This window comes from Streptomyces sp. BI87 (genome assembly GCF_025957665.1).
Taxonomy (GTDB): domain Bacteria; phylum Actinomycetota; class Actinomycetes; order Streptomycetales; family Streptomycetaceae; genus Streptomyces; species Streptomyces albidoflavus.
The window spans coordinates 3,532,361-3,554,239 of the sequence record NZ_CP110079.1; the positions used below are offsets into that span (position 1 = coordinate 3,532,361).

23 protein-coding genes and 1 tRNA gene are annotated in these 21,879 nt (G+C 73.5%); 8 read left to right on the forward strand and 16 right to left on the reverse strand.

The features are described 5' to 3' along the window. Positions 1-78 precede the first annotated feature (78 nt). The gene (locus OIM89_RS15545) at positions 79-1,650 is read left to right on the forward strand and encodes an MFS transporter (protein ID WP_264491363.1); all 1,572 of its coding nucleotides are present in this window, start codon (positions 79-81) and stop codon (positions 1,648-1,650) included. Further along, on the forward strand, positions 1,640-2,458 hold the full coding sequence (locus tag OIM89_RS15550) for a TetR/AcrR family transcriptional regulator (RefSeq protein WP_030699750.1): 819 nt from the start codon (positions 1,640-1,642) through the stop codon (positions 2,456-2,458). The genes OIM89_RS15545 and OIM89_RS15550 overlap by 11 nt, the downstream gene beginning before the upstream one ends. 36 nt (positions 2,459-2,494) lie before the next feature. Here the strand turns inward: OIM89_RS15550 and OIM89_RS15555 are convergent, their stop codons facing one another. The 4 genes from OIM89_RS15555 to OIM89_RS15570 all read right to left on the reverse strand — a co-directional run bounded on the left by OIM89_RS15555 (position 2,495) and on the right by OIM89_RS15570 (position 7,561). Further along, positions 2,495-2,956, reverse strand: a complete 462-nt coding sequence (locus OIM89_RS15555) for a PPOX class F420-dependent oxidoreductase (RefSeq protein ID WP_008409107.1) — start codon at positions 2,954-2,956, stop codon at positions 2,495-2,497. Between the two features lie 121 nt (positions 2,957-3,077). Continuing rightward, positions 3,078-3,899 (reverse strand): YceI family protein, encoded by an 822-nt coding sequence (locus tag OIM89_RS15560; RefSeq protein ID WP_047466452.1) that lies wholly within the window; start codon positions 3,897-3,899, stop codon positions 3,078-3,080. Positions 3,900-4,445: 546 nt separating this feature from the next. Further along, positions 4,446-6,944, reverse strand: a complete 2,499-nt coding sequence (locus OIM89_RS15565; protein ID WP_264491364.1) for an MFS transporter — start codon at positions 6,942-6,944, stop codon at positions 4,446-4,448. A 113-nt stretch (positions 6,945-7,057) separates the two neighbouring features. Further along, positions 7,058-7,561 carry a MarR family winged helix-turn-helix transcriptional regulator gene (locus OIM89_RS15570; RefSeq protein ID WP_030699747.1) on the reverse strand — a complete coding sequence of 168 codons (504 nt, stop codon included), beginning with the start codon at positions 7,559-7,561 and terminating at the stop codon, positions 7,058-7,060. A 285-nt stretch (positions 7,562-7,846) separates the two neighbouring features. Here OIM89_RS15570 and OIM89_RS15575 point away from each other — a divergent pair, with 285 nt between their 5' ends. Continuing rightward, positions 7,847-8,056 carry a hypothetical protein gene (locus OIM89_RS15575; protein WP_030699746.1) on the forward strand — a complete coding sequence of 70 codons (210 nt, stop codon included), beginning with the start codon at positions 7,847-7,849 and terminating at the stop codon, positions 8,054-8,056. Positions 8,057-8,340: 284 nt separating this feature from the next. Here the strand turns inward: OIM89_RS15575 and OIM89_RS15580 are convergent, their stop codons facing one another. The 3 genes from OIM89_RS15580 to OIM89_RS15590 form a co-directional block, all read right to left on the reverse strand. Beyond that, positions 8,341-9,363, reverse strand: a complete 1,023-nt coding sequence (locus tag OIM89_RS15580; protein ID WP_030699745.1) for an RNA polymerase sigma factor SigF — start codon at positions 9,361-9,363, stop codon at positions 8,341-8,343. 231 nt (positions 9,364-9,594) lie between these two features. After that, the gene (locus OIM89_RS15585; RefSeq protein WP_030699744.1) at positions 9,595-10,479 is read right to left on the reverse strand and encodes an RNA polymerase sigma factor SigF; all 885 of its coding nucleotides are present in this window, start codon (positions 10,477-10,479) and stop codon (positions 9,595-9,597) included. Between the two features lie 362 nt (positions 10,480-10,841). Further along, positions 10,842-11,018, reverse strand: coding sequence for a hypothetical protein (locus OIM89_RS15590; RefSeq protein WP_030699743.1), 177 nt, complete (start codon positions 11,016-11,018; stop codon positions 10,842-10,844). A gap of 427 nt (positions 11,019-11,445) precedes the next feature. Between OIM89_RS15590 and OIM89_RS15595 the strand changes: the two genes are divergently transcribed. Continuing rightward, positions 11,446-12,147 carry a TetR/AcrR family transcriptional regulator gene (locus OIM89_RS15595; RefSeq protein WP_047466456.1) on the forward strand — a complete coding sequence of 234 codons (702 nt, stop codon included), beginning with the start codon at positions 11,446-11,448 and terminating at the stop codon, positions 12,145-12,147. 61 nt (positions 12,148-12,208) lie between these two features. Here the strand turns inward: OIM89_RS15595 and OIM89_RS15600 are convergent. The 4 genes from OIM89_RS15600 to OIM89_RS15615 all read right to left on the reverse strand — a co-directional run bounded on the left by OIM89_RS15600 (position 12,209) and on the right by OIM89_RS15615 (position 13,908). Beyond that, a tRNA-Ser gene (locus tag OIM89_RS15600) sits at positions 12,209-12,293 on the reverse strand. A gap of 66 nt (positions 12,294-12,359) precedes the next feature. Next, the gene (gene tadA, locus OIM89_RS15605) at positions 12,360-12,866 is read right to left on the reverse strand and encodes a tRNA adenosine(34) deaminase TadA (protein ID WP_008409112.1); all 507 of its coding nucleotides are present in this window, start codon (positions 12,864-12,866) and stop codon (positions 12,360-12,362) included. Positions 12,867-12,907: 41 nt separating this feature from the next. Then, positions 12,908-13,450 carry a hypothetical protein gene (locus OIM89_RS15610; RefSeq protein WP_264491365.1) on the reverse strand — a complete coding sequence of 181 codons (543 nt, stop codon included), beginning with the start codon at positions 13,448-13,450 and terminating at the stop codon, positions 12,908-12,910. Positions 13,451-13,716: 266 nt separating this feature from the next. Continuing rightward, a complete protein-coding gene (locus OIM89_RS15615) occupies positions 13,717-13,908 on the reverse strand; it encodes a hypothetical protein (protein ID WP_037665660.1) in 192 nt (63 codons plus the stop codon). A gap of 403 nt (positions 13,909-14,311) precedes the next feature. Here OIM89_RS15615 and upp point away from each other — a divergent pair, with 403 nt between their 5' ends. Next, on the forward strand, positions 14,312-14,947 hold the full coding sequence (gene upp, locus OIM89_RS15620; RefSeq protein ID WP_030699739.1) for a uracil phosphoribosyltransferase: 636 nt from the start codon (positions 14,312-14,314) through the stop codon (positions 14,945-14,947). An 81-nt stretch (positions 14,948-15,028) separates the two neighbouring features. Here upp and OIM89_RS15625 read toward each other — a convergent pair whose 3' ends face one another. The 5 genes from OIM89_RS15625 to OIM89_RS15645 all read right to left on the reverse strand — a co-directional run bounded on the left by OIM89_RS15625 (position 15,029) and on the right by OIM89_RS15645 (position 19,586). Further along, positions 15,029-15,748, reverse strand: a complete 720-nt coding sequence (locus OIM89_RS15625; protein ID WP_229360062.1) for a LytR C-terminal domain-containing protein — start codon at positions 15,746-15,748, stop codon at positions 15,029-15,031. A 153-nt stretch (positions 15,749-15,901) separates the two neighbouring features. Further along, on the reverse strand, positions 15,902-16,198 hold the full coding sequence (locus OIM89_RS15630; RefSeq protein ID WP_003949502.1) for a type II toxin-antitoxin system VapB family antitoxin: 297 nt from the start codon (positions 16,196-16,198) through the stop codon (positions 15,902-15,904). A 136-nt stretch (positions 16,199-16,334) separates the two neighbouring features. Next, the gene (locus tag OIM89_RS15635; RefSeq protein ID WP_264491791.1) at positions 16,335-17,894 is read right to left on the reverse strand and encodes a M28 family metallopeptidase; all 1,560 of its coding nucleotides are present in this window, start codon (positions 17,892-17,894) and stop codon (positions 16,335-16,337) included. A 222-nt stretch (positions 17,895-18,116) separates the two neighbouring features. Then, positions 18,117-18,710 (reverse strand): HhH-GPD-type base excision DNA repair protein, encoded by a 594-nt coding sequence (locus OIM89_RS15640; RefSeq protein WP_264491366.1) that lies wholly within the window; start codon positions 18,708-18,710, stop codon positions 18,117-18,119. 63 nt (positions 18,711-18,773) lie between these two features. Beyond that, positions 18,774-19,586, reverse strand: coding sequence for an SDR family oxidoreductase (locus OIM89_RS15645; RefSeq protein WP_175458230.1), 813 nt, complete (start codon positions 19,584-19,586; stop codon positions 18,774-18,776). A gap of 518 nt (positions 19,587-20,104) precedes the next feature. Between OIM89_RS15645 and OIM89_RS30005 the strand changes: the two genes are divergently transcribed. The 3 genes from OIM89_RS30005 (at position 20,105) to OIM89_RS15660 (ending at position 21,867) form a co-directional block, all read left to right on the forward strand. After that, on the forward strand, positions 20,105-20,293 hold the full coding sequence (locus OIM89_RS30005; RefSeq protein WP_413470889.1) for a hypothetical protein: 189 nt from the start codon (positions 20,105-20,107) through the stop codon (positions 20,291-20,293). Between the two features lie 153 nt (positions 20,294-20,446). After that, on the forward strand, positions 20,447-21,196 hold the full coding sequence (locus tag OIM89_RS15655) for a sulfite exporter TauE/SafE family protein (protein WP_030699734.1): 750 nt from the start codon (positions 20,447-20,449) through the stop codon (positions 21,194-21,196). A gap of 173 nt (positions 21,197-21,369) precedes the next feature. Further along, on the forward strand, positions 21,370-21,867 hold the full coding sequence (locus OIM89_RS15660; protein ID WP_030699733.1) for a DUF5994 family protein: 498 nt from the start codon (positions 21,370-21,372) through the stop codon (positions 21,865-21,867). Positions 21,868-21,879: the final 12 nt, after the last annotated feature.

Sequence of the window (21,879 nt, forward strand, 5' to 3'; positions counted from 1 at the left end):
GCAGGGGTTTTACACCGTAGAAGGCGAGCTTTACGGTGTATAAGTGAGCCCGACCGCCCCCGACCCAGGAGCCCCCGGATGACGGCAGCCGCCGAGAGCCCGGCCCCCGCGCCCGCCCCCGACCCGACGCCCGAGGGTCAGGGGCACCCCCAGCGCTGGCTGATCCTGGGGGTGATCTGCCTGGCCGAACTGGTGGTGCTGCTCGACAACACCGTGCTGACCGTGGCCATCCCCTCGCTCACCCGCGAACTGGCCGCCTCCACCTCCGACATCCAGTGGATGATCAACGCGTACGCGCTGGTCCAGTCGGGGCTGCTGCTCACCGCGGGCAACGCCGCCGACCGGTACGGGCGCCGCAAGATGCTGCTGACCGGCCTGGTGCTCTTCGGGATCGGGTCGGTGGCGGCGGGGCTCGCCACCACCTCCGCGCAGCTCATCGCGGCCCGCGCCGGGATGGGGGTGGGCGGTGCGCTGCTGCTGACCACCACCCTCGCGGTCGCCATGCAGATCTTCGCCCCGCACGAGCAGGCGCGGGCGATCGGCATCTGGGCGGCGGTCAACGCGCTCGGGTTCGCCGCCGGCCCGCTGATCGGCGGGGTACTGCTCAACCACTTCTGGTGGGGCTCGATCTTCCTCATCAACGTGCCGGTCGTGCTGATCGGGGTCGTCGCCGTGGTGGCGCTGGTCCCGGAGTCGAAGAACCCGCGCGGCGACCGGCCCGACCTCGTCGGCGCGCTGCTCTCCACCGTCGGCATGACCTCGCTGGTCTACGCGATCATCTCCGGCCCCGAGCACGGCTGGAGCTCGTCGACCGTGCTGGCGGGGGCGGGGCTCGGCCTCGCCGTGCTGAGCGGGTTCGTCCTGTGGGAACTGCGCGTTCCGCATCCGATGCTCGACATGTCCTTCTTCCGCGACAAGCGGTTCACCGGCGCCGTCGCGGGCGCGGTGCTCATCACCTTCGGCATGGGCGGCTCGCTCTTCCTCCTCACCCAGCACCTGCAATTCGTCCTCGGCTACGGTCCGTTGGAGGCGGGTCTGCGGACGGCCCCGCTCGCGCTGACCGTCGTCGTCCTCAACTTCTCCGGAATCTCGGCCCGCTGGACCAAGCGGCTCGGCACCCCGGCCGCGATCGGCGTCGGCGTGTCGATGCTGGCCGTCGGCGTGACCTCGATCGCCCTGTTCGCCTCGGACGGGTACGCCGGGGTGCTGGCGGGTCTGCTCTTCATCGGGGTGGGCTGCGCCATCGCCAACCCGGCCATGGCACTGGCGATCATGAGCTCCATCCCGAAGGAGAAGGCCGGCGTCGGCGCCGGGATCAACGGCACCCTCGCCGAGTTCGGCAACGGCCTCGGGGTGGCGGTCCTCGGTGCCGTGCTCAACTCCCGGTTCGCGGCCCTGCTCGGGGCCGGCGCGGCCGGGTCGTTCCCGGCGGCGATGGCGGCCGCCGACTCCGGCGAGGCGCGGGAGCGGGTCACCGAATCCTTCTCGACGGGCCTGTCCACCAGCCAGTTCGTCGGCGCCGCCGCCGTCCTCACCGGCGGCCTGCTCGCCGCGTACCTGCTGAGCCGCGCCGAGCGCGGAGCCGAGCCGGAGCCCGTCCCCGCCGAGAAGTCCGAGAAGTCCGAGGAGGCAGCCTCCCGTGGAGCGTGAGCCCAGCCGTCCCGCCACCGGCGAACCCGCCGCCGGAACCGGCGTGCCCGAGGAGCCGTCGCCGCCCCGGCCCAGCATCTGGCTGGCCGCCGCCGAGGAGCCGGCGAAACCGGCCAGGTCCGCTGCCCGGAACGGGCTCGACCGGGAACGGATCACCGAGGCGTCGGTGCGGCTGCTGGACGCCGAGGGGCTGGCCAAGTTCTCGATGCGGCGCCTCGCGGGCGAGATGGGCGTCACCGCGATGTCCCTGTACTGGTACGTCGACACCAAGGACGACCTGCTGGAACTCGCCCTCGACGCGGCCTTCGCCGAATTGGCGGGCACGGGCAGGGAGGACGAGGCGGACGACTGGCGCGCGGAGTTGCGCGCCCTGTCCGCCGGGTACCGCGCCCTCCTCGTCCGCCACCCCTGGGCGTCGGCGCTGGCGGGCACGTACCTCAACATCGGGCCGCACTCGATGGCGTTCGCGCGCCGGCTGCGCCGCGTGCTGGCCCGGACCGGCCTCGGGCCGGAGCGGCAGCAGGGAGCGATGGAGGCGGTCTCGCAGTTCGTCTACGGCTTCGGCACCGCCGAGGGCCACTACGTCGAACGGTCGCGGGAAGCGGGGATGACGCAGGACGCCTACTTCCGCCACGCGATGGGCTCGATCCGCCGGCACCCGGGCCTGGAGGGCGACTTCACCGAGCCGGGCCGGCTGCGGGCCGAGCGCGGCGGGCACACCGTGGAGGAGATGCGCGAGCGGGACTTCGCCACCGCCCTCGACCTGCTGGTCGCCGGGATCGAGGCGATGGTGGCGCGGGAGGAGTGACGGGGCCCGCGCCCGGCGGACCCCGCCTGCCGGGCCTCAGGCCAGCCGGGCCGGGAAGCCGCCGGTGGCGACCGGGCCCCAGCGCTCCGGGGTGATCCGGATCAGGGACTTGCCCTGCTTCAGCATGGCGGCGCGGTACTCGTCCCAGTCCGGGTGCTCCCCGGAGATCACCCGGAAGTACTCGACGAGCGGCTCGACCGAGTCCGGGGCGTCGATCACCTCGGCGGTGCCGTCGATCTGGACCCAGGGGCCGTTCCACTCGTCGCTCAGCACGACCACGCTGACCTTCGGATTCCGCTGGGCGTTGCGGGTCTTGGCGCGCTCCGGGTAGGTCGAGACGACGATCCGGCCCTCGCCGTCGACCCCGCAGGTCAGGGGAGACGCCTGCGGGGAGCCGTCGGCACGGGCGGTGAGCAGGAGGGCCCGGTGCCGGGGCCGGACGAAGTCCAGCAGTTCGGCACGGTCGACCCGGGTGTTGGTGGCGATGGAGGGAGACATGGCCGCACCCTACGCGGGGCTCTGCCGCCTGAGCGTGCGACGCCCGGAGCGGCAAGGATCAGCCCGGCCGGCGCTTGAGGCCATCTTTGACCGGCACCCGGATCGAGGGCGAGCCGTGATCTCAGCCCGGCAGGGTGTCCCCCTGCACGGCCTGGATGTCCATCTCCACCCGGAGCTTCGTGCCGATCGCCGAGATCCCCGCCTGGATGACCTGGTTGTAGTTCATCGCGAAGTCCTCGCGGCGCAGTTCGGCGGTGGCGGTGAAGGCGGCGCGGGTGCCGCCCCAGGGGTCGGAGCCGGTGCCGAGGTAGCGCAGGTCGAGGTCGACCGGGCGGGAGACGCCGTGCATGCGCAGGTCGCCGTGGACGGTCCAGCGGTCCTCGCCCGCGACCTCGATGCCGGAGCTGAGGTAGGTGATCTGCGGGTAGTTGACCACGTCGAGGAAGTCCGGGGACTTCAGGTGGCCGTCGCGCATCTGGTTGCCGGTGTCGATCGAGGCGGCCTGGATGACCGCCTCCACGCGGGACTTGGACCAGCCGTCCTCCCCGCCGATCTCGACCCGGGCGGTGAAGTCGGTGAACCGGCCGCGCACGCTGGAGATCCCCAGGTGCTGGGCGACCGCGCCGACCGTCGAGTGGGCCGGGTCGACCGTCCAGGTGCCGGGCGCGGGCAGCTCGGTGCCGCCCTGCCGGGTGAGCACGATGGTGCCCGCGTCGGCCCTGCCGCCCGCGCCGACCAGCGCGGTGGAGGCCGAGGGGCCGTAGCCGACCGCCGTGACGATGACCGTGTACGGGCCGGGGGTCAGCTCGGCCGCCTCCTCGACCAGGCCGTCCGTGTCGGCGTCGGCACGGACGACCTGGCGTCCGGTCATGTCCGTGACGGTGACGACGGCGTGGGGCACTGCCCATCCGTCGCGGGTCCGAATCCGTGCGGTGAGTCCCATCCGGTCTCTCTCCTTGCGCAGTTCCGCTGTTCTCGGTGTGCGCGGCCGCCGCTCTCGGCGCCGGCCGCCCGATGTCCGTGTCCGCCCTGTGCCGCCCGGGCCCGTGGCCCGGCGGCCGCCCGGCGGGAAGTCTGTGCGCCGACGGCCCCGCCGCCCGCGCGCCCCCGTGTCCGCCCCGTCGCCGCCGCCCCCGCAGCGTGTCACCCCCCGGCCGCCCCCGGCACCCCGCCCGGCTCCCGCCCGGGTGAGGGGCCCGCCTGTCGCTCCCGTACGACTCCTCCGTACCGAAACGGTTTGCCGCCGGCACCCCATTCGCCCCGAGGCGACCCTTACGGGTGGAACCGCGCCGTGGTCCGTGGGCCGGTCCTGGTAGAGCGACGACGGGCCCCGGACGAGGGCGGACCGGCCGTCCCCTGCCGGTCCGCCACGTTGTCCGGGGCCCTTCCACGGGTTCCGCCCGGCGCCTCCGCTGGGGACGCCCGCCGGACCCGTGGCCTGTGGCCGCGCCCGGCGCCGCTCACGGGGAGGGCGCCGGGCGCGGGCGGGTCACTCGCCGGGGTGGGCGAGTTCGATGTCGTGCCCGTCGGTGCCGGGCCCGCTGAGGGTGACCGCGGTGGCCACCGGCGGGTAGCCGGTCGCGATCACGGTGTACTCGCCGCCGTCGAGGTCGGCGAAGCCGTAGGCCCCGTCCTCGGCGGTGGTGCGGGAGGCGACGACGTTGCCCGCGGCGTCGACCAGGGTGACGCGCACCCCGGCCAGCGGACCGCCGGCGGCCCGGACGACGCCCTGGACGCGGGCGCCGGTGTGCAGGGCGACCTCGACGTGGGTGACGCCGGTGGCGCCGATCTCGACCGGGAGCGCCGCAGGGCGGTGGCCCTCGGCGTTGACCGTGATCGTGACCGGGCCGGGCACCAGCTCGGTGAAGGTGAAGGCGCCGGCCTCGTCACTGGCACCGGTGGCCAGTACGTCGCCGCGCACGTCGGTGACGATCACCATGGCTCCGCCGACCGGGCCGCCGTCCTCGGCACGGACCGTGCCGGTCAGCCCGCTGGTCCCGCTGAGCAGGATGTCGTAGCCGAGCGGCTGCTCGCCCACCACCACGGTGCTGGCCTGCGGCTGGAAGCCGTCGGCCGAGGCGATCAGCACGTAGCTGCCGGGCTCGGGGGCGTCCAGCGCGTAGGAGCCGTCGCCCTGGGCGACCGCGCGGCCGAGCTGGCGGCCGCCGAGCGAGATCAGCGTGACGGTGGCGTGGACCACCGGCGCCTCCTCCGCGCCCCGGACGGTGCCGTGGACGGAGATGCCGTTCGAGGCGGGCGGGGCCGTCTCGAACGCCTGGGCCTGGCCGGCGGCCGTGCCGAGCGCGGTGGTCTCCGCGGTGGCGGCGGCCGGGACGCGGGCCTCGGCCGGAGCCGGGACCGGAGCGGTCTGCCCGCCCTCGCTCTCGGTCTGGGCCAGGGCGCCCTGGGTCCGCAGCGGGACCTCCTTGATGAAGATCGCGGCGATCAGGGCGAGGGCCGCGATCGGGGCGCCGATCAGGAAGACGTCCGCGACACCGTGGCCGTAGGCCGACTCGAAGACGGTCCGGATCGGGGCCGGCATGGCGTCCAGGTCGGGGAAGCCACCGCTGGAGCCGCCGCCCTGCTGGGCCGCCGCGGCGGCCTTCGGGCCGAGCGCGGTGAGGCCCTCGGTCACGTAGTCGGAGATCTTGGTGGCCATGACGGCGCCGAGCGCCGAGACACCGACCGCACCGCCGAGCGAGCGGAAGAAGGTGACGACGGAGCTGGCCGAGCCGAGGTCCGAGGGGGCCACCTGGTTCTGGGTGCAGAGCACCAGGTTCTGCATCATCATGCCGACGCCCAGACCCATCAGCGCCATGAAGAGCGCGATGTGCCAGTACGGGGTGTCGTAGCGGATGGAGCCCAGCAGGCCGAGGCCCGCGGTGAGCAGCACCGCGCCGGAGACCAGCCACGCCTTCCAGCGGCCGTTCTTGGTGATGATGATGCCGGAGGCGGTGGAGGAGACGAAGATGCCCGCGATCATCGGGATCGTCATGACACCGGACATCGTCGGCGACTCGCCGCGCGCCAGCTGGAAGTACTGGCTGAAGAAGACGGTGCCGGAGAACATCGCGATACCGACGAAGAGCGAGGCCAGCGAGGCCAGGGTGATCGTGCGGTTGCGGAAGAGCCGCAGCGGCATGATCGGCTCGGAGGCCTTCGACTCCACCAGGATGAAGATCAGCGCCAGCACGATCGAGCCGCCGACCATGACACCGGTCTGCCACGACATCCAGTCGTACTTGTCACCGGCGAAGGTCACCCAGACCAGCAGCAGGCAGACCGCGGCGACGACGAAGAACGCGCCCAGCCAGTCGACCTTCACGTCCCGCTTGACCACGGGCAGCTTCAGGGTCTTCTGGAGCACGACCAGGGCGATCAGGGCGAAGGGCACGCCCACGTAGAAGCACCAGCGCCAGCCGAGCCACGAGGTGTCGGTGATGACGCCGCCGAGCAGCGGGCCGCCGACGGTGGCCACCGCGAAGGTGGCGCCGAGGTAGCCGCTGTACCGGCCGCGCTCACGCGGGGCGATCATGGCGGCCATGATGATCTGGGCCAGCGCGGCGAGACCGCCCGCGCCGATGCCCTGGACCGCCCGGCAGGCGATGAGCATGGCCGGGTCCTGCGACAGCCCCGCGACGATCGAGCCGATCGCGAAGATGACCAGGGCTATCTGGACCAGGGCCTTCTTGTTGTAGAGGTCCGCGAGCTTGCCCCAGAGCGGCGTGGAGGCCGTCATGGTCAGCAGCGAGGCGGTGACGACCCAGGTGTAGGCGCTCTGCCCGCCTCCCAGGTCTCCGATGATCTTGGGCAGGGCGTTGGAGACGATCGTCGACGAGATGATCGCGGCGAACATGCCGAGCAGCAGCCCGGAGAGCGCCTCCATGATCTGCCGGTGCGACATGGGCGCACCGGCAGACGCCGCGGCGGCGCCGCCGTGCTTGGCGGCATGGCTGCCCCGCACACCTTCCGGCGTGGTTGTTGCCATGAAAATCCTTCTCTTACATCGTGCGCGGATGTACGTCCCCCGTCCGGACGGACACGGACGGCGGGCCGGTCCCCACCGCGGGTGCGGCCGGACCGGCCCGCCGCCCGCGCGTCCTAGAGGGAGGTACGGGCGGTCGGCTGGTCGCTCGGCACCGGCGCGGGCTCGTCGGTGAGCCGGCTCGGGATCGAGCGGCAGTCACCGAAGTCCTCGCGCAGGCGGCCGAGGAGCGAGATGAGCTGGTCGACTTCCTCGTCCGACCAGTTCTCCATGTAGTGGCCGAGCGCTCTGACGTAGCGCTCGGACAGCTCGGTCAGCAGGAGCTTGCCCTCGGGCGTGAGACGGAGGATTCGAGACCGGCGGTCCGACGGGTCCGGGGACCGGTCGAGCCAGCCGCGGTCCGCCACGTGTGCCACATGGCGGCTGGTGACCGACATGTCGACGGCCAGCAGCTCGGCCATCCGGCTCATCCGCATCTCGCCGTGCAGGTCGAGAAGGTTGAGCACCGCGATGGAACCGGGCGGGCAGTCGTTCGGCAGGACGCGGGCGAGTCCTCTTTTCACTGCTCCGATGGCGCTGAGCTGACGGGCCAGTTGCTCGTACTGGGACTGAGCAGCCATCGGCCTCTCCTGTTTGTTGCTTAGGGCAACGATAGAACTGGATGGTTGCCGCAGGCAAACGAAACTGGGGCAATCGCGCTAAAGAGTCGGCAAAGGTCTGGGGGTGCGGATGCAAAGCCCGGGGCGCTTTGGCAAAGGCCCCGGACGCGCCTGGTGAACAGGCGATTCCGCACGGTGTGGAGCCCCCTCGCGACGCCCTCGCGCGCGGGCCCGCCGGACCGGGCGAACCGGCCCACATCGCCCGAGGGTTGGGCAGGCGGCCCGGATTCGCTAGTGTCCTGGCCCATGGCACACAACCCCCAGTCGCCGCAGGGTCCCCAGGGTCACGACCCGGCCGGCAGTACGCAGATGTTCCGCGCTTTCGTCGACGAGCCCGGCCCCGCCGGACAGCAGACGCAGGCCGCCCAGTCCTCCGGCCCCCGGGTCGGCCTGATCGTCGGCGTGATCGCCGTCGTGGCGATCCTCGCCGCAGTCGCCTGGCTCGCCTTCTCGTGATCTTTTGAGCTTCGCTCGCCGCCGGGACGCCTGAGTCGTTGTCGAGCCACCCGACGTGCTCAACCGCCTCGCGGCCTGCGCGCGACGGGCGTCTCGACAACGACGCGCCCCTTTGGTTCCCGAAGCCGGCTGGTCGCGGTTCTGGTAGGCACGGCAGCCCGAGCGGCAGACGCGCGTCCCTCTTCCCGAGGGGCGCGCTTCTTTCTGTGCGCACATGCGAAGGCGGCCGGGCGTACGCCCGGGGACGGGGCGTGCGCCCGGCCGCCGGGGCCGGGTGGAGGCGGTCAGTCCGCGATCAGGCCCTCGCGGAGCTGGGCCAGGGTGCGGGTGAGGAGGCGGGAGACGTGCATCTGGGAGATGCCGACCTCCTCGCCGATCTGCGACTGGGTCATGTTGGCGAAGAAGCGGAGCATGATGATCCGGCGCTCGCGCGGCGGCAGCTTGGCCAGCAGGGGCTTGAGCGACTCGCGGTACTCCACGCCCTCCAGCGCCGTGTCCTCGTACCCCAGGCGGTCCGCGAGGGAGCCCTCGCCGCCGTCGTCCTCGGGGGCCGGGGAGTCGAGCGAGGAGGCGGTGTAGGCGTTGCCCACGGCGAGGCCGTCGACGACGTCCTCCTCCGAGACGCCGAGCGCGTGCGCCAGCTCGGGCACGGTCGGGGAGCGGTCGAGCTTCTGGGCCAGCTCGTCGCTGGTCTTGGTGAGCGCGAGCCGCAGCTCCTGGAGGCGGCGCGGGACCCGCACCGACCAGCTGGTGTCCCGGAAGAACCGCTTGATCTCGCCGATCACCGTCGGCATCGCGAAGGTCGGGAACTCCACCCCGCGCTCGCAGTCGAACCGGTCGATCGCCTTGATCAGGCCGATGGTCCCGACCTGGACGATGTCCTCCATCGGCTCGTTCCGGCTGCGGAAGCGGGCCGCCGCGTACCGGACGAGGGGGAGGTTCAGTTCGATGAGGGTGTCGCGGACGTAGGCCCGCTCGGGGCTGTCCTGGCCGCCGGAGTCCTCCGCCGCCAGCTCGCGCAGGCGCAGGAAGAGAGAGCGGGAGAGGGTGCGCGTGTCGAGCGCGCCCGAGGGCTCGGGAAGGTCGGCCGGGACCGCCTCGTCGGCCTCCGGGAGCGGCGTGACCGTGTCCGCGGCGCCGGGGGGCCCGGCCGGGTGGCCGGCCTGCGCCGGGACCGTGGGCCGGAGCGCGTCTTCCTGACGGGTCGTCTCCGGCGGCAGGCCATGCGGGAATTCCGCACGGTCGAGCACACCGGGGGCACTCTTGCTGAGCGTGAGCACCTTCGAGCTGCCCTGTTCTGCGGACATGCCACCCCCTTGAGGTCGCGGACGGTCGCGGCGACGCCCTCGTCGAGGAACGCAGCCTCCACCTGAATACCGGCGGTGAGCCTGCGGCAAACGCCGTTCCCGCAGAATGTCACATGTCGGCAACACGCTGTAGCGGTAAGTCGACAAAAAACGGGGGAGTTGGCCCCGTAAACAGGGGGTGTGAGGGGTTTTCGCGCAGCCCGGGCCGCGAATCGAGTCAACCCGTTCCGGTTAGGGATCGATTCTGTTTGCGGATCTCAGCCGCGCGAAGCTCCGGGCCAGCAGACGGGAGACGTGCATCTGCGAGACGCCCAGCTCCGCGCTGATCTGGGACTGCGTCAGGTTGCTGTAGTAGCGCAGCAGCAGGATGCGCTGCTCGCGCTCGGGGAGCTGGACCAGCAGGTGGCGGACGAGGTCGCGGTGTTCCACGCCGTCGAGCGCCGGGTCCTCGTAGCCGAGCCGGTCGAGCAGGCCCGGGAGCCCGTCGCCCTCCTGGGCCGCCTCCAGCGAGGTCGCGTGGTACGAGCGGCCGGCCTCGATGCAGGCGAGCACCTCGTCCTCGCTGATCCGCAGCCGCTCGGCGATCTCGGCCGTGGTCGGGGAGCGGCCGTGCGCGGTGGTGAGGTCCTCGGTGGCGCTGGTGACCTGCACCCACAACTCGTGGAGCCGGCGCGGTACGTGCACGGTGCGGACGTTGTCCCGGAAGTACCGCTTGATCTCGCCGACCACGGTCGGCATCGCGAAGGTCGGGAACTGCACGCCCCGGTCCGGGTCGAACCGGTCGATGGCGTTGATCAGGCCGATGGTGCCGACCTGGACCACGTCCTCCATCGGCTCGTTCCGGCTGCGGAAGCGGGCGGCGGCGTACCGGACCAGGGGCAGGTTGGCCTCGATGAGGGCGCTGCGGACCCGGGCGTGCTCGGCGGTGCCCGGCTCCACCTCCTTGAGCTGGGAGAAGAGGAGCTGGGTGAGCGCGCGGGTGTCCGCCCCGCGTTTGCGGGCCGCCGGGTCGGAGGCGCGCCCCGGCCGGAAGGGCGCGCTGCGCTGCGTCCGCCCCGAGCCCGTCCCGGAGCCGGGCACGGTTTCGGCACCCGGGGCGGCTCCGGCGCCGGGCACGGTGTTCGCGCCGCCGGGGCCGGGACCGTCCTGGGGCGGTGCGTGAGGCGCGGTTCTGGCCGGCACGGGCAACGCCACCCCTTGATCGTCCACTATCCGTCAAAAGCGGTCATAGCATCACAAGACGGACGCACTGTGTGCAAGCACCGCATAAAGCCGTGTTGAGGGGCAAGTTGGCGCGATCGCGGCAAACGTGCAAGGGCGCGCGCGACGTGTGCGGAGTGTACGAGCACGGGGGTGCGCGCCGGGGTGCGCAGCGCGCGCAGTGCCGCGTCCGGGGGCCGGGACGGGCGTACTCCCTCCGGATGGCCGCCGCCACTCGGGGGTGATGCCGGGCGAGCGGCATCCGGGGACGGGGCCGGTCAGGAATTCCCGCCGTTGGCGATCCAGGTCATGAAGTCGCCGACCGCCGACGCGGCGTTGGAGATGCCCTCGAACCCGAGCTCGACGTAGCTCGCCGCAACCTTGGGATCGCTGATGATCACGAACAGCACGAAGACCACCACCACGTACAGCGCGACCTTCTTGGCGTGCACCACCCCTGCCGCCTCCCCTGGCGTCCGACTCTCCGTGCCGGGGACGCCCCGGCCGGCCGTCCCGGTTCCGCCACCCGACTGGTGGTCTGTGCGACGGATCGCGGAAGTTTAACGCGATCAACCGATCATCGGCGGGTGCGGCGAGTGAGGTTCTGGGACCAACGGCCCCATGGAAGGGGTCGTTCTCCGCTGTCCGGGCGGCTCCGGGACGCGCAGCGTGGAGCTGTGCCCGGCGGCCGGCAGGAGACCGCCGGGCCGGAACGGGCCCGGACTGCGGGGTCCACGACACGGGAGTCGTTTCCGTACGCGTGGACAACCGGGCCCGTTCCCGCCGGAGGGGGCGGCTCCTCCCCCGTCGCCGTCCCCTCCGACCCTCACCCGGCGGGGACGGCCCGGCCGCCGTGGCGAACATGTTCGTTACGCTCGGGCCATGTCCAGCAGAAGAGAGCCGACGAGCCGCCGGGACCGCCCGGCCAAGCCCGCCCTTTCGCGGCAGTGGATCGTGGCGGCCGCCCTCGGGATCATGCGCGAGGAGGGGCTGGAGAAGGTCACGATGCGCCGCCTCGCCCAGGAGCTGGACACCGGCCCGGCCTCGCTCTACGTCTACGTGGCCAACACGGCGGCCCTGCACGCGGCGGTCCTGGACGCCCTGCTGGGCGACGTGGACCTGTCGGGGGACGACGAGGGCGGGGACGGGGACTGGCGCGAGCAGCTGCGCGCGGTGCTGCGCTCGTACACGCTGGTGCTCTTCGCCTATCCGCAGCTGGCGCGCTCCGCGCTGGTCGCCCGGCCGAGCGGCGAGAACTACCTGCGGCTGGTGGAGCGCGTGCTGGTGCTGCTCTCGCGCGGCGGGGCCGGACGGGAACAGGCGGCCTGGGGGGTGGACACGCTGCTCCAGAGCGCGACGGCCACCGCCGCCGAGCAGGCGACCCGGGAGCGGGACCCCGCCGCCACCGACGAGTGGAACGCCACCGTCCAGGCGTTGGGCGCCGCGAGCGAGGCCGTCCACCCGGCGATCTCCGCGCACATGCCCGCGCTGGTCGCGGGGAGTCCCGAGGAGCGGTTCCGCTGGGGCTTCGACGTCCTGGTCAACGGCATCCTCGCCACGCCCGCCCCCGACGCGTCCGCGTAGGGCGCCGGGCGCACGAAGAACCGCCCCCGGCCTGGCGTGCAGGTCGGGGGCGGTTCAGAGGCGGTAGCGGTGGGATTTGAACCCACGGTGACTTGCGCCACACTCGCTTTCGAGGCGAGCTCCTTCGGCCGCTCGGACACGCTACCGAGAGAGAGCTTAGACCATCGGGGGCCGTGGGCTGAAATCCGTATCCCGGTGCCGGGTGCGGAGGGTCAGCGGGCGCGGAAGAACTCGGTCAGGAGCGCGGCGCAGTCGGCGGCGAGGACGCCCTCGATCACCTCGGGGCGGTGGTTGAGGCGGCGGTCGCGGACCACGTCCCAGAGGGAGCCCGCGGCACCGGCCTTCTCGTCGCGGGCGCCGTAGACCACGCGGTCGACGCGGGACTGGACGGCGGCGCCCGCGCACATCGTGCACGGCTCCAGGGTCACGACCAGCGTGCAGTCGGTCAGCCGCCACCGGCCCGACCGGGCTGCGGCCCGGCGCAGGGCGAGGATCTCGGCGTGCGCCGTCGGGTCGCCGTCCGCCTCACGCTCGTTGTGGGCGGCGGAGAGCAGACGGCCGTCCGGGTCGAGGACGACGGCGCCCACCGGGACGTCGCCGCCGCGTCCCGCCCGCTGGGCCTCGGCGAGGGCCTGCCGCATGGCGGGCTCCCAGGGCGTACGGACGGGGTCGGGGGCGGGGCCGGCCGGACCGGGCGGCTCCGGGCGTGTGCTCTTCACACTCGGAACCTACCGGCCCGGCCGTCGCTCCGCCCGCGCGGTCAGCGCACCGCCTCCAGCACCTCGGAGGCGCCAAGCACCTCGGCGATCTCGCCGAGCGCGTCGCCGGGGCGCAGGGCGCGCAGTTCCCCTTCGCCGATGCCGAGGTCGGCGAGGAGCCCGCCGTCCCCGAGGGGCCCGGCCCCGGCCTGGTCGGCCGGGTCACCGGAGTCGTAGGTGTCGTCGTCCTGGTCCTCGCGGTACGGCTCGCCCTCCTCCGTACCGTCGAGGTCGAGGTCGGCGAGGACGTCGCCGTCCTCGGGGGTGCGGCCGAGCAGTTCGTCGGTGAGCAGCATCTCCCCGTACGAGCTGCGGGCGGCCGCCGCGGCGTCGGATACGTAGATCCGCGGGTCGTCCTCACCGTCCACCCGGACGATGCCGAACCACGTGTCCTCCTGCTCGATGTAGGCCAGGACCGTGTCGTCGTCCGTCGTGGCCTCACGGGCCAGATCGGTGAGGTCCGACAGGGTCTCCACGTCGTCGAGGTCTGTGTCGCTCGCTTCCCACCCGACTTCGGTGCGCGCGAGCAGTGCGGCGAAGTACACCGTGACTCTCCCACTGTCCTAGGTGTGCCGGTCGGCGGTTCCTCCGGCGGAGGCAGGCGGGATGCCCCGCCCACCGGAATCGTGGCAGAAAGGAACCCGTCAGGTGAGGTCTTCCGCGTGCCGTGTGCGCGTCGCGCGTCCGGCGGGGTGGATCGGGGGCGTCCGGGGGGCGCACCGGGCCGGGTACGGGAGCGCGGCGCGGCGGGTGCCGGGCCGGTGGGGCGACTGGGGCGGGCGGGGCACGGGCGGGCCGGGCCCGGTGGTCCTCACCAGCGGAACGTGCGCATCCGCATCTGCTGGCGCATCCGGGCGGCACGGGCGCGGCGCGGCTGGACCCGGGCCCGCAGCTCCTTGGCCTCGGTCAGCTCGCGCAGGAAGGCGGCCCGCCTGCGGCGGCGCTCGGCGTCGGACTCCGGCTCGGCCGGGCCCCCGGTGTCCTTCGCGGGCGGCGTGGGTATCTCGGGGTCGCCCTCCGCCTGAGGGGCGCCCGTCGCGCGCCGGTGGCGGCCGGTGGGGCCGCCACCGGGCTCCCGGGCGGGGGCGCGCTCCCGGGCGCGTTCGAGAGCCCGCTCGCGGAGCCGGGCCCGGGCGCGGCGCCGGGACAGCTCCTCCTCGCGCTCACGGTCGTGGCCGGGGTCGGGGCAGGGCGTGGCGTCGGGCACACCGCCGCGGTCGCGGGCGTCGTCGCGCTCCGTGCGGCGTCCGGCCGGTTCCGGCATCAGGCCCCCGTCCCTGGGCTGCTGTTCACGCCCCCTCGCGCGAGCCGGGGGAGCTTTCCTCCACTTTCCCCCCACGCGCCGCGTTGATGCCATCCCGGGCACCCGGGATGCCCGCTCCGACCTGCCCGTTACTGTGGATGGCATGCGGATACACGTCGTCGACCACCCTCTGGTGGCGCACAAGCTCACCACGCTGCGCGACAAGCGCACCGATTCCCCCACTTTCCGTCGTCTGGCGGATGAGCTGGTCACCCTGCTCGCGTACGAGGCGACGCGGGACGTGCGCACCGAGCAGGTGGACATCGACACTCCGGTCGCGCGGACGACCGGCGTCAAGCTCTCGTACCCGCGTCCGCTGGTGGTGCCGATCCTGCGGGCCGGGCTCGGCATGCTCGACGGCATGGTGCGGCTGCTGCCCACCGCCGAGGTCGGCTTCCTCGGCATGATCCGCGACGAGTCGACGCTCCAGGCCTCCACCTACGCGGCGCGGATGCCGGAGGACCTCACCGGCCGGCAGGTCTACATCCTCGACCCGATGCTGGCCACCGGCGGCACCCTGGTCGCCGCCATCAAGGAGATGATCCGGCGCGGCGCCGACGACATCACCGCCGTGGTGCTGCTGGCCGCCCCCGAGGGCGTCGAGATCATGGAGCGGGAGCTGGCGGGGACCCCGGTCACCGTCGTCACCGCCTCCGTCGACGAGCGGCTCAACGAGAACGGCTACATCGTCCCCGGCCTCGGCGACGCCGGCGACCGCATGTACGGCCAGGCAGACTGACGCGTTCCGCATACCGGCACACGGCCGCGCCCCCGGAGTCCTCAGGGACCCGGGGGCGCGGCCGTGCGCGGAAGGGCCCGGTCAGCAGCGCCCGCCGGACGAGGGCGACGGGGAGGGCTTCGGGGCGTTGAGGGCCTTGAGGGCGCCGGTGGCGGCGGCCTCGGGGGCCAGCTTCTTGAAGCCGTCGCCGATGATCAGGTCGACCTCGTTCGGCTTGCGGGGGCCCTTGGCCGCCTCGTCCGACTCGCCCTCGCCCTCGCCCTCGGCGGCGTCCGCCTTGGCGGGCTCGCCCTTCAGCGGGGCCTCGACCTTCTGCTTCGCCCCGCCGACCTGGGTGGCGAGGACCGGGAAGGCGCCGTCGACCGCGTCGGCCGCGCCGAGCAGCAGGACGGTCCCCTTGACCTTCTTGTCGTACTCCTCGGTGGCGTTGCCGACCTCGCCGATGGCGAAGCCGCGCTTCTTCAGGGCGTCGGCGGTCGCCTTGGCGAGGCCGCTGCGCTCGGTGGCGTTGAGGACGTTGACCTTGATCCGGCCCGGGGCGGGGAGGGGGGTGACCTTGGCCGGGGAGACGCTGGTGGCGGGCGCGGGGCAGTTCTTGCCGCCTGCCGCCGTGGCGGTGGAACCGCCGGTGAAGACGTCGACGAGCTGGAAGGTTCCCCAGCCGACGAGTCCGAGGGCCAGCACGCCGCCGGTGGCGGCCAGGACCAGCTTGCGGCGGCCGCCCGTAGGGCGCATGCGGGGGTACTTGTCCCCCGTGATGCGGTACTTGCCGCCCATGCCGGGGGGAGTGAGCATGCTCATGAGGCGCAGCGTAGTGCGGCCCCGGGGCAATGCCTACTAAAGGATCTACCGCTTGGTCCTGACCGGTGGGAAAAGGGCCCATTCGGTCCCGTGTGGATGCGGAACGGTCACGTCCGTGGCCGGCCGGGCAGGTGGCCGGTCCGCTCGGGCCGCTCAGTCCAGTTCGAGGACGCGGGCGTGGAGGACCTGGCGCTGCTGGAGCGCGGCGCGGACGGCGCGGTGCAGTCCGTCCTCCAGGTAGAGGTCGCCCCGCCACTTCACCACGTGGGCGAAGAGGTCGCCGTAGAAGGTGGAGTCCTCGGCGAGGAGGGTTTCCAGGTCGAGCTGGCCCTTGGTCGTCACGAGCTGATCGAGGCGGACCGGGCGCGGGGCCACGTCCGCCCACTGGCGGGTGGATTCCCGGCCGTGGTCGGGGTAAGGCCGGCCGTTTCCGATGCGCTTGAAGATCACACGGAAAGCCTACCGGGCCGGGGTGGGGGGCCGCAGCCTTGTGCGCCGTGCCCCGGCCGCGATGGGAGCAATTGTTCGGTTTGGCATCGCCGGAGCGCCGGCCGGACCCGTCCGGGCCGGCCGGCGTCGGTGCGTCCTACTCGGTCAGGCCGTGGTGGTGGCCGTGGGAGTGGTCCTCACCCTGGTGACGCTGGGCCTCGGGGGCCGCCTTCTGCTTCACCGGCTTGCCGAGCGAGGAGAGGTCGTGCGCGTAGGTGCCGACCGCGTGGGCGATCACGTCGATGTTGGTGTCGAAGGCCTTCATCGAGATGTTCTTCAGGTCGTCGCAGGCCGTGTGGTAGCACGGGTCGTACGCCTCGCCCGCGGTGCCGCCGTACCGGTTGGCCTGCTCCTTCGTCTTGAGCCCCTCGGCGCCGGTGAAGGTGCCGCCGGCCGGGATGCCCGCCTCGACGAAGGGGCCGTAGTCGGAGCGGCCGTCGAAGTCGGTGCCCTCGTGCGGCTTGCCCTGGCGGTCCAGGAAGGCGGTGATGTCCCGCTCGATCTGGGCGGAGCCCTCGGGGCCGGGGCCCTCGCCGACCCCGTCGGAGTCGTCGCCGTCGAAGACGAACTGGGCGGCGTTGGGCGAGGCGATCATGTCGAAGTTGAGGTAGGCCGGGATCTGGCCGCGCTGCTTCTCGGAGAGCGTGCCGACGTAGTGCTCGGAGCCCAGCAGGCCGTTCTCCTCCGCCGACCACCAGGCGAACCGCACCTTGTTGCGCGGCTCCTTGGCCTTGCCGTGCTTGCCCGGGCGGTTCTGGTTCGTCGCGTCGGCGAGGTTGAGGGCGACCTCGACCAGGCCGGCCGAGCCGGAGCCGTTGTCGTTGATGCCCGCGCCCTCGGTGACCGAGTCGAGGTGGGCGCCGAGCATGACCGTGCGGTCGGCGGAGCCGCCGCGGGTCTCGGCGAGGAGGTTGTCGGTCTCGCGCTCCTCCTGGAGCTGGCGGATCTCCAGGGAGACGTTGGCGCCCTTGGCGGCGTCGGCGGCCAGCGCCTTGCCCTCGGCCTGGGTCACGCCGCCGGTCGGGACGCGGCCCGCCCCGGCCTCGCCGAGGGTGCCGGAGAGGGCGCCCTCGGTGTTGTTGTAGATGATCGCGCCGACCGCGCCCGCCTCGGCGGCGGCCGCCTGCTTCTCGGCGAAGGAGCAGCCCCCGCGCTCGATCAGCGCCACGGCGCCCTTGACCTCGGCGGAGTAGTCCGCGGCGGTGCAGCCCGGGGTGCCGTCGGCGTCGGCCGGGGTGTCGACCAGGGCCGCGTTGATGCCGCCCTCGGGGGTGGAGGTGGTGTACGTCATGGCGTGCACGTCGACGTCCCGCTGACCGGGCTCGACCACCGACAGCTTCTGCGCCAGCGTCTCGGTGTAGGTGAAGGAGAAGGTCTGCCGGGTGACCTTGTAGCCGGCCTTCTTCATCAGCTTCTCGATGTACGCCGCCGACGCCTCGTGGCCGGGCGAACCCGCCGCGCGATGGCCGTCGTTGCGGTCGGCGATCGACTGGAACTTCCGCAGGTGCCGGTGGGCGTCGTGGGCCGAGGACTCCTTGACCAGCTCGCGGGCGAGCGCGGCCGCGTCCTTGCCCGGCGTCGACGGCTTGTGGCCGTGGCCGGGTGCCGCGCCGAGCAGCAGCGGTGTGGCGAGCGCGGTGGCGGCCACCACGGCCATGGTTCTGCGGGACAGTGCCTTCACAGGGTTCCCTCCCCGAATTCCGGTGTGAACATCCCCGCCGGAGGCGGGAGTTGGCAGAGCTGAACGAGAGACGTGCAGGTGTTCAACGCGGCTGCTGGGGAACCTAGCGATTCACGCCACCCGGCGAAAGAGGACCTCGTCGCGATGGGCGCATTTCGCCGGGTCGGTCCACCGGCCGCCGGACAGCGCGGCCGGGCTTCAGGACCCGTCGTCCCGGGCGGCCTTCGCCGCCCGCTTCATCTCCTGCTTGTGGGCGCGCACCCGGGCCAGCGACTCGGGCCCGGTGATGTCGGCGACCGAGCGGTAGGCGTGCTCCTCGCCGTAGACCCCGGCCGCCTCGCGCCAGCCGGGCGGGCGGACGCCGAGCTGCTTGCCGAGCAGGGCGAGGAAGATCTGTGCCTTCTGCGGGCCGTAGCCGGGCAGCGCCTTGAGCCGGCCGAGCAGCTCCTCGCCGTCGGCCACGTCCCGCCAGAGCGCCTCGGCGTCACCGTCGTAGTGGTGGACCAGGTACTGGCAGAGCTGCTGGACGCGCCGGGCCATCGACCCGGGATAGCGGTGCACGGCCGGTTTGGCGGAGAGCAGCGCGGCGAACTCGTCCGGGTCGTACGCGGCGATCTCGTGCGCGTCGAGGTCGTCCGCGCCCATCCGCCGGGCGATCGTGTACGGCCCGCTGAACGCCCACTCCATCGGCACCTGCTGGTCCAGCAGCATGCCGACCAGGTCGGCCAGCGGGCTGCGGCTGAGCAGCGCGTCGGCCTGGGGCTCCTGCGCGAGCCGCAGTGTCTTCTCCATGCGGCCATGGTCACCCGGCCCGGGCGGGCCCGCACGCGGACGGAGCCGCAGGTGGGAAGGGGTTCAGCCGAGCCCGTGCCGCCGCGCCACCATCCGCAGCACCGCCGCGCGCGGCAGCAGCCGGCGCAGGGCGAAGACGAACGGGGCGTTGCTGCCCACCGCGTAGAGCGGGCGCGGCCGCTCGTCCTCGACCGCCCGCAGCACGGTCGCCGCGACCTTCTCCGCCGAGATCCCGCCGGCCTCGTTGGCGTTGAGGTGCCGGAGCATCGTCGCGTACTCGGCGCGGTACGGGGAGTCCTCCGCCACGTACTCGGTGCGCCGCTCGCTGATCCCGGTGGCGATCGAGCCCGGCTCCACCGTGCTCATCCTGACGCCGTACGGGGCGAGTTCGCGCCGGGCCGCGTCGGCGAAGCCCTTCAGGGCCGCCTTGGAGGCGACGTAGGAGGAGCGGTAGGCGAGGGGGAAGCTGGCCAGCATCGAGCCGACCATGACGATCCGGCCCGCGCGGCGTTCGCGCATGGCGGGCAGCAGGAGCTGGGTGAGGCGGACGGCGCCGAGGACGTTGACCCGGAAGAGGCGTTCCAGCGCCTCGGGCGGCAGCTCCTCCAGCGGGCCGCTCTGGCTCTCGGCCGCGTTGTTGACCAGCACGTCCACCGGCCCGGCGGCCTCGGCGCAGGCCCGCACCGAGGCGTCGTCGGCGAGGTCGAGCGCCAGGTAGGTGACGCCGGGGACCGGTGCGGCGACCCGCTCGGGGTCCCGGCTGGTGCCCAGCACCCGGTAGCCGCGCGCCACCAGCAGTGCCGCGACCGCCGCCCCGATCCCCGAGGAGGCCCCCGTCACCAGCGCCGTGCGCCCGCCCCGCCCCGCCTGCTCCATCGCCCGCCTCTTCCCGCTCGTCCGTTCGGCCGGGGGAACGTACCGGACGGTAGCCGGGGCGACAAGGGAGGGGGCAGGGTGTTGTCTTCCCGCGCCTGCGGCCGTTTCTCGCCCCTCCCGCCCGAAGCCGCGGAGAGCGTGGGCCGATTGGCCGGCATCTGCGGTTGGCGGGAGAGGGCGGGGCATCCCTCTGCTCCGGGACCGGTGAGGCGGAGGGCGGGAGGCGCGCCTTGAGCGGAGCTTCGGGCAGGCCGGGGGGGCGGGCGGCGCGTCGAGGTGTGCGGGGAGGCGGGGGAGTCGGCCCGGCTGACCGTGGTGGCGGAGCTGGCGGGCGGCTGGCCGGAGCAGCGCGCCGAGGTGGTCTTCGACTGCGTCACCAGCGGCCCGCGCCACCACACCTTCACGGGCCCGCTCCTGCGGGACGTGCTCCTCGGCACCCTGCCCGCGCCGCCCGCGCCACCCGCAAGGACCGGGCCGGCCGGCTGCTGGTGGTCGCCGGGGCCGACGGGCACCGGGCCGTGCCCGCCTGGGCCGAGGTCGACGAGGAGTTCCGGTACGCGCCCGTCCTGCTCGCCGTCCGCCTCGGCGGCGCCCTGCTCGACGCCCCGCACCTGGTCGTCCCGGCCGACCGGTGCGGGGCGTGGCTGGTGCGGCCCGGTCTGCCCGCGTCCGCCGGCGAGGTGCGCCTCGTCTCGGGGGCGGGGTGAGCGGGCTGCCGGACACTGTTCGCCGCCTGCCGAAACGTCCCGGGCGTACCGTCACCGCATGCTCCGACAGCACCGCCCCGCCGACCGCGTCCCCCGCCCGGCGCCCCGCATACCCACCGGCCCCCGCCCCGCCCTGACTACCGGGGCGGCCTCGTGACGCTCTGGGAGGCCGTCGCCGTCCTCCTCGCCGGGTTCGCGGGCGGCGCGCTCAACACGGCCGTCGGCTCCGGCACCCTCGTCACCTTCCCCGTGCTGCTCGCCACCGGGCTGCCCCCGGTCACCGCCACCGTCTCCAACGCCCTCGGCCTCATCCCCGGCTCGGTCAGCGGCGCCTACGCCTACCGGCGCGAACTGGCGGGGCAACGCCGCCTGTTGATCCCCCTCTGCGCCAGCGCGGCGGCCGGCGGTCTCGTCGGCGCCGGGCTGCTCATGGTGCTGCCGCCCGGTGTCTTCGCCACCGTCGTGCCGGTCCTCGTCGGCCTCGCCCTCCTCCTGATCGCCGTACAGCCCCTGCTGACCCGCGCCCTGCGCGGCCGCCTCACCCGCCCCGGCGGCGGCCTCCCCCTCCGGATCGGCCTCGGCCTGGCCAGCGTCTACGGCGGCTACTTCTCCGCCGGGCAGGGCATCCTCTACGTCGCCCTCTCCGGCGCCCTGCTGGAGGCGCCCCTCCAGCGGATCAACGCCCTCAAGAACGTCCTGGTCGCTCAGGTCAACGCGGTCGCCGCCGGGTTCTTCCTGATCGCCGCCGACATCGACTGGCCCGCCGCCCTGCTGATCGCCGCCGGCGCCACGGCCGGCGCCCCCGTCGGCGCCCGCGCCGCCCAGCGCCTGCGCCCGGTCGCCCTGCGCGTCCTCATCCTCACCGTCGGCACCGCCGGGCTGCTCCACATGACGCTGGGCTGACCGCCGCTCCCCGCCCGTGCCCGGCAGCTCCGCATTTCTGGAATCCGCCCTGGTCAGAGCCCCCGTAGCGGGCTTCGGCGCAGTACCGTGGAAGCAGCGGCGCGGCTTGGCGACGCCGCGCGGCACGCTCCCGGGGCGGCAGCGATCCCGGTCTCGTGGGAGGTGCGTACGCCATGGCAGACGTGGACCCCGACACAGGAGCACGGCGGCGGGACACCGGGGCCCACCCGGCCGCCGAGGCGGGCCGGTTCGGTCCCGGCCCGGTCCTCCGGCTGGAGATCACCGGACACCGCGACGGGCTCTTCGACGGCGCCTGGTGGCCCTACTCGCACCGGGTCAACGTCGAGATCCCCCGGCTCATCGGCGGGCTGGCCGGGCACTGGGACCCGGTGACCCGGGTCGGCGTGGACCTGGAGACATGGGGAGTGCTGCCGACCCGCCTCGTGATCGACGACCGTGTGGTCCGGATCGACGGCTACCCCGTCGCGGACGACACCGCCCTCGTCACCCGGGACGACCGGGCCCTCTTCTCCCTCCTCGTCGTCCCGCCCGAGGCCGCCCCCGAGGCCGCCGTCGCCGCGATGGCCCGGGCGCTGGACCCCGGCAACACCGCCGCCGCCGGCACGATCCTCACCGAGACCGGCGTACGCCCGGGGCACCCGCGCCGCTGAGCGCGTCCACCC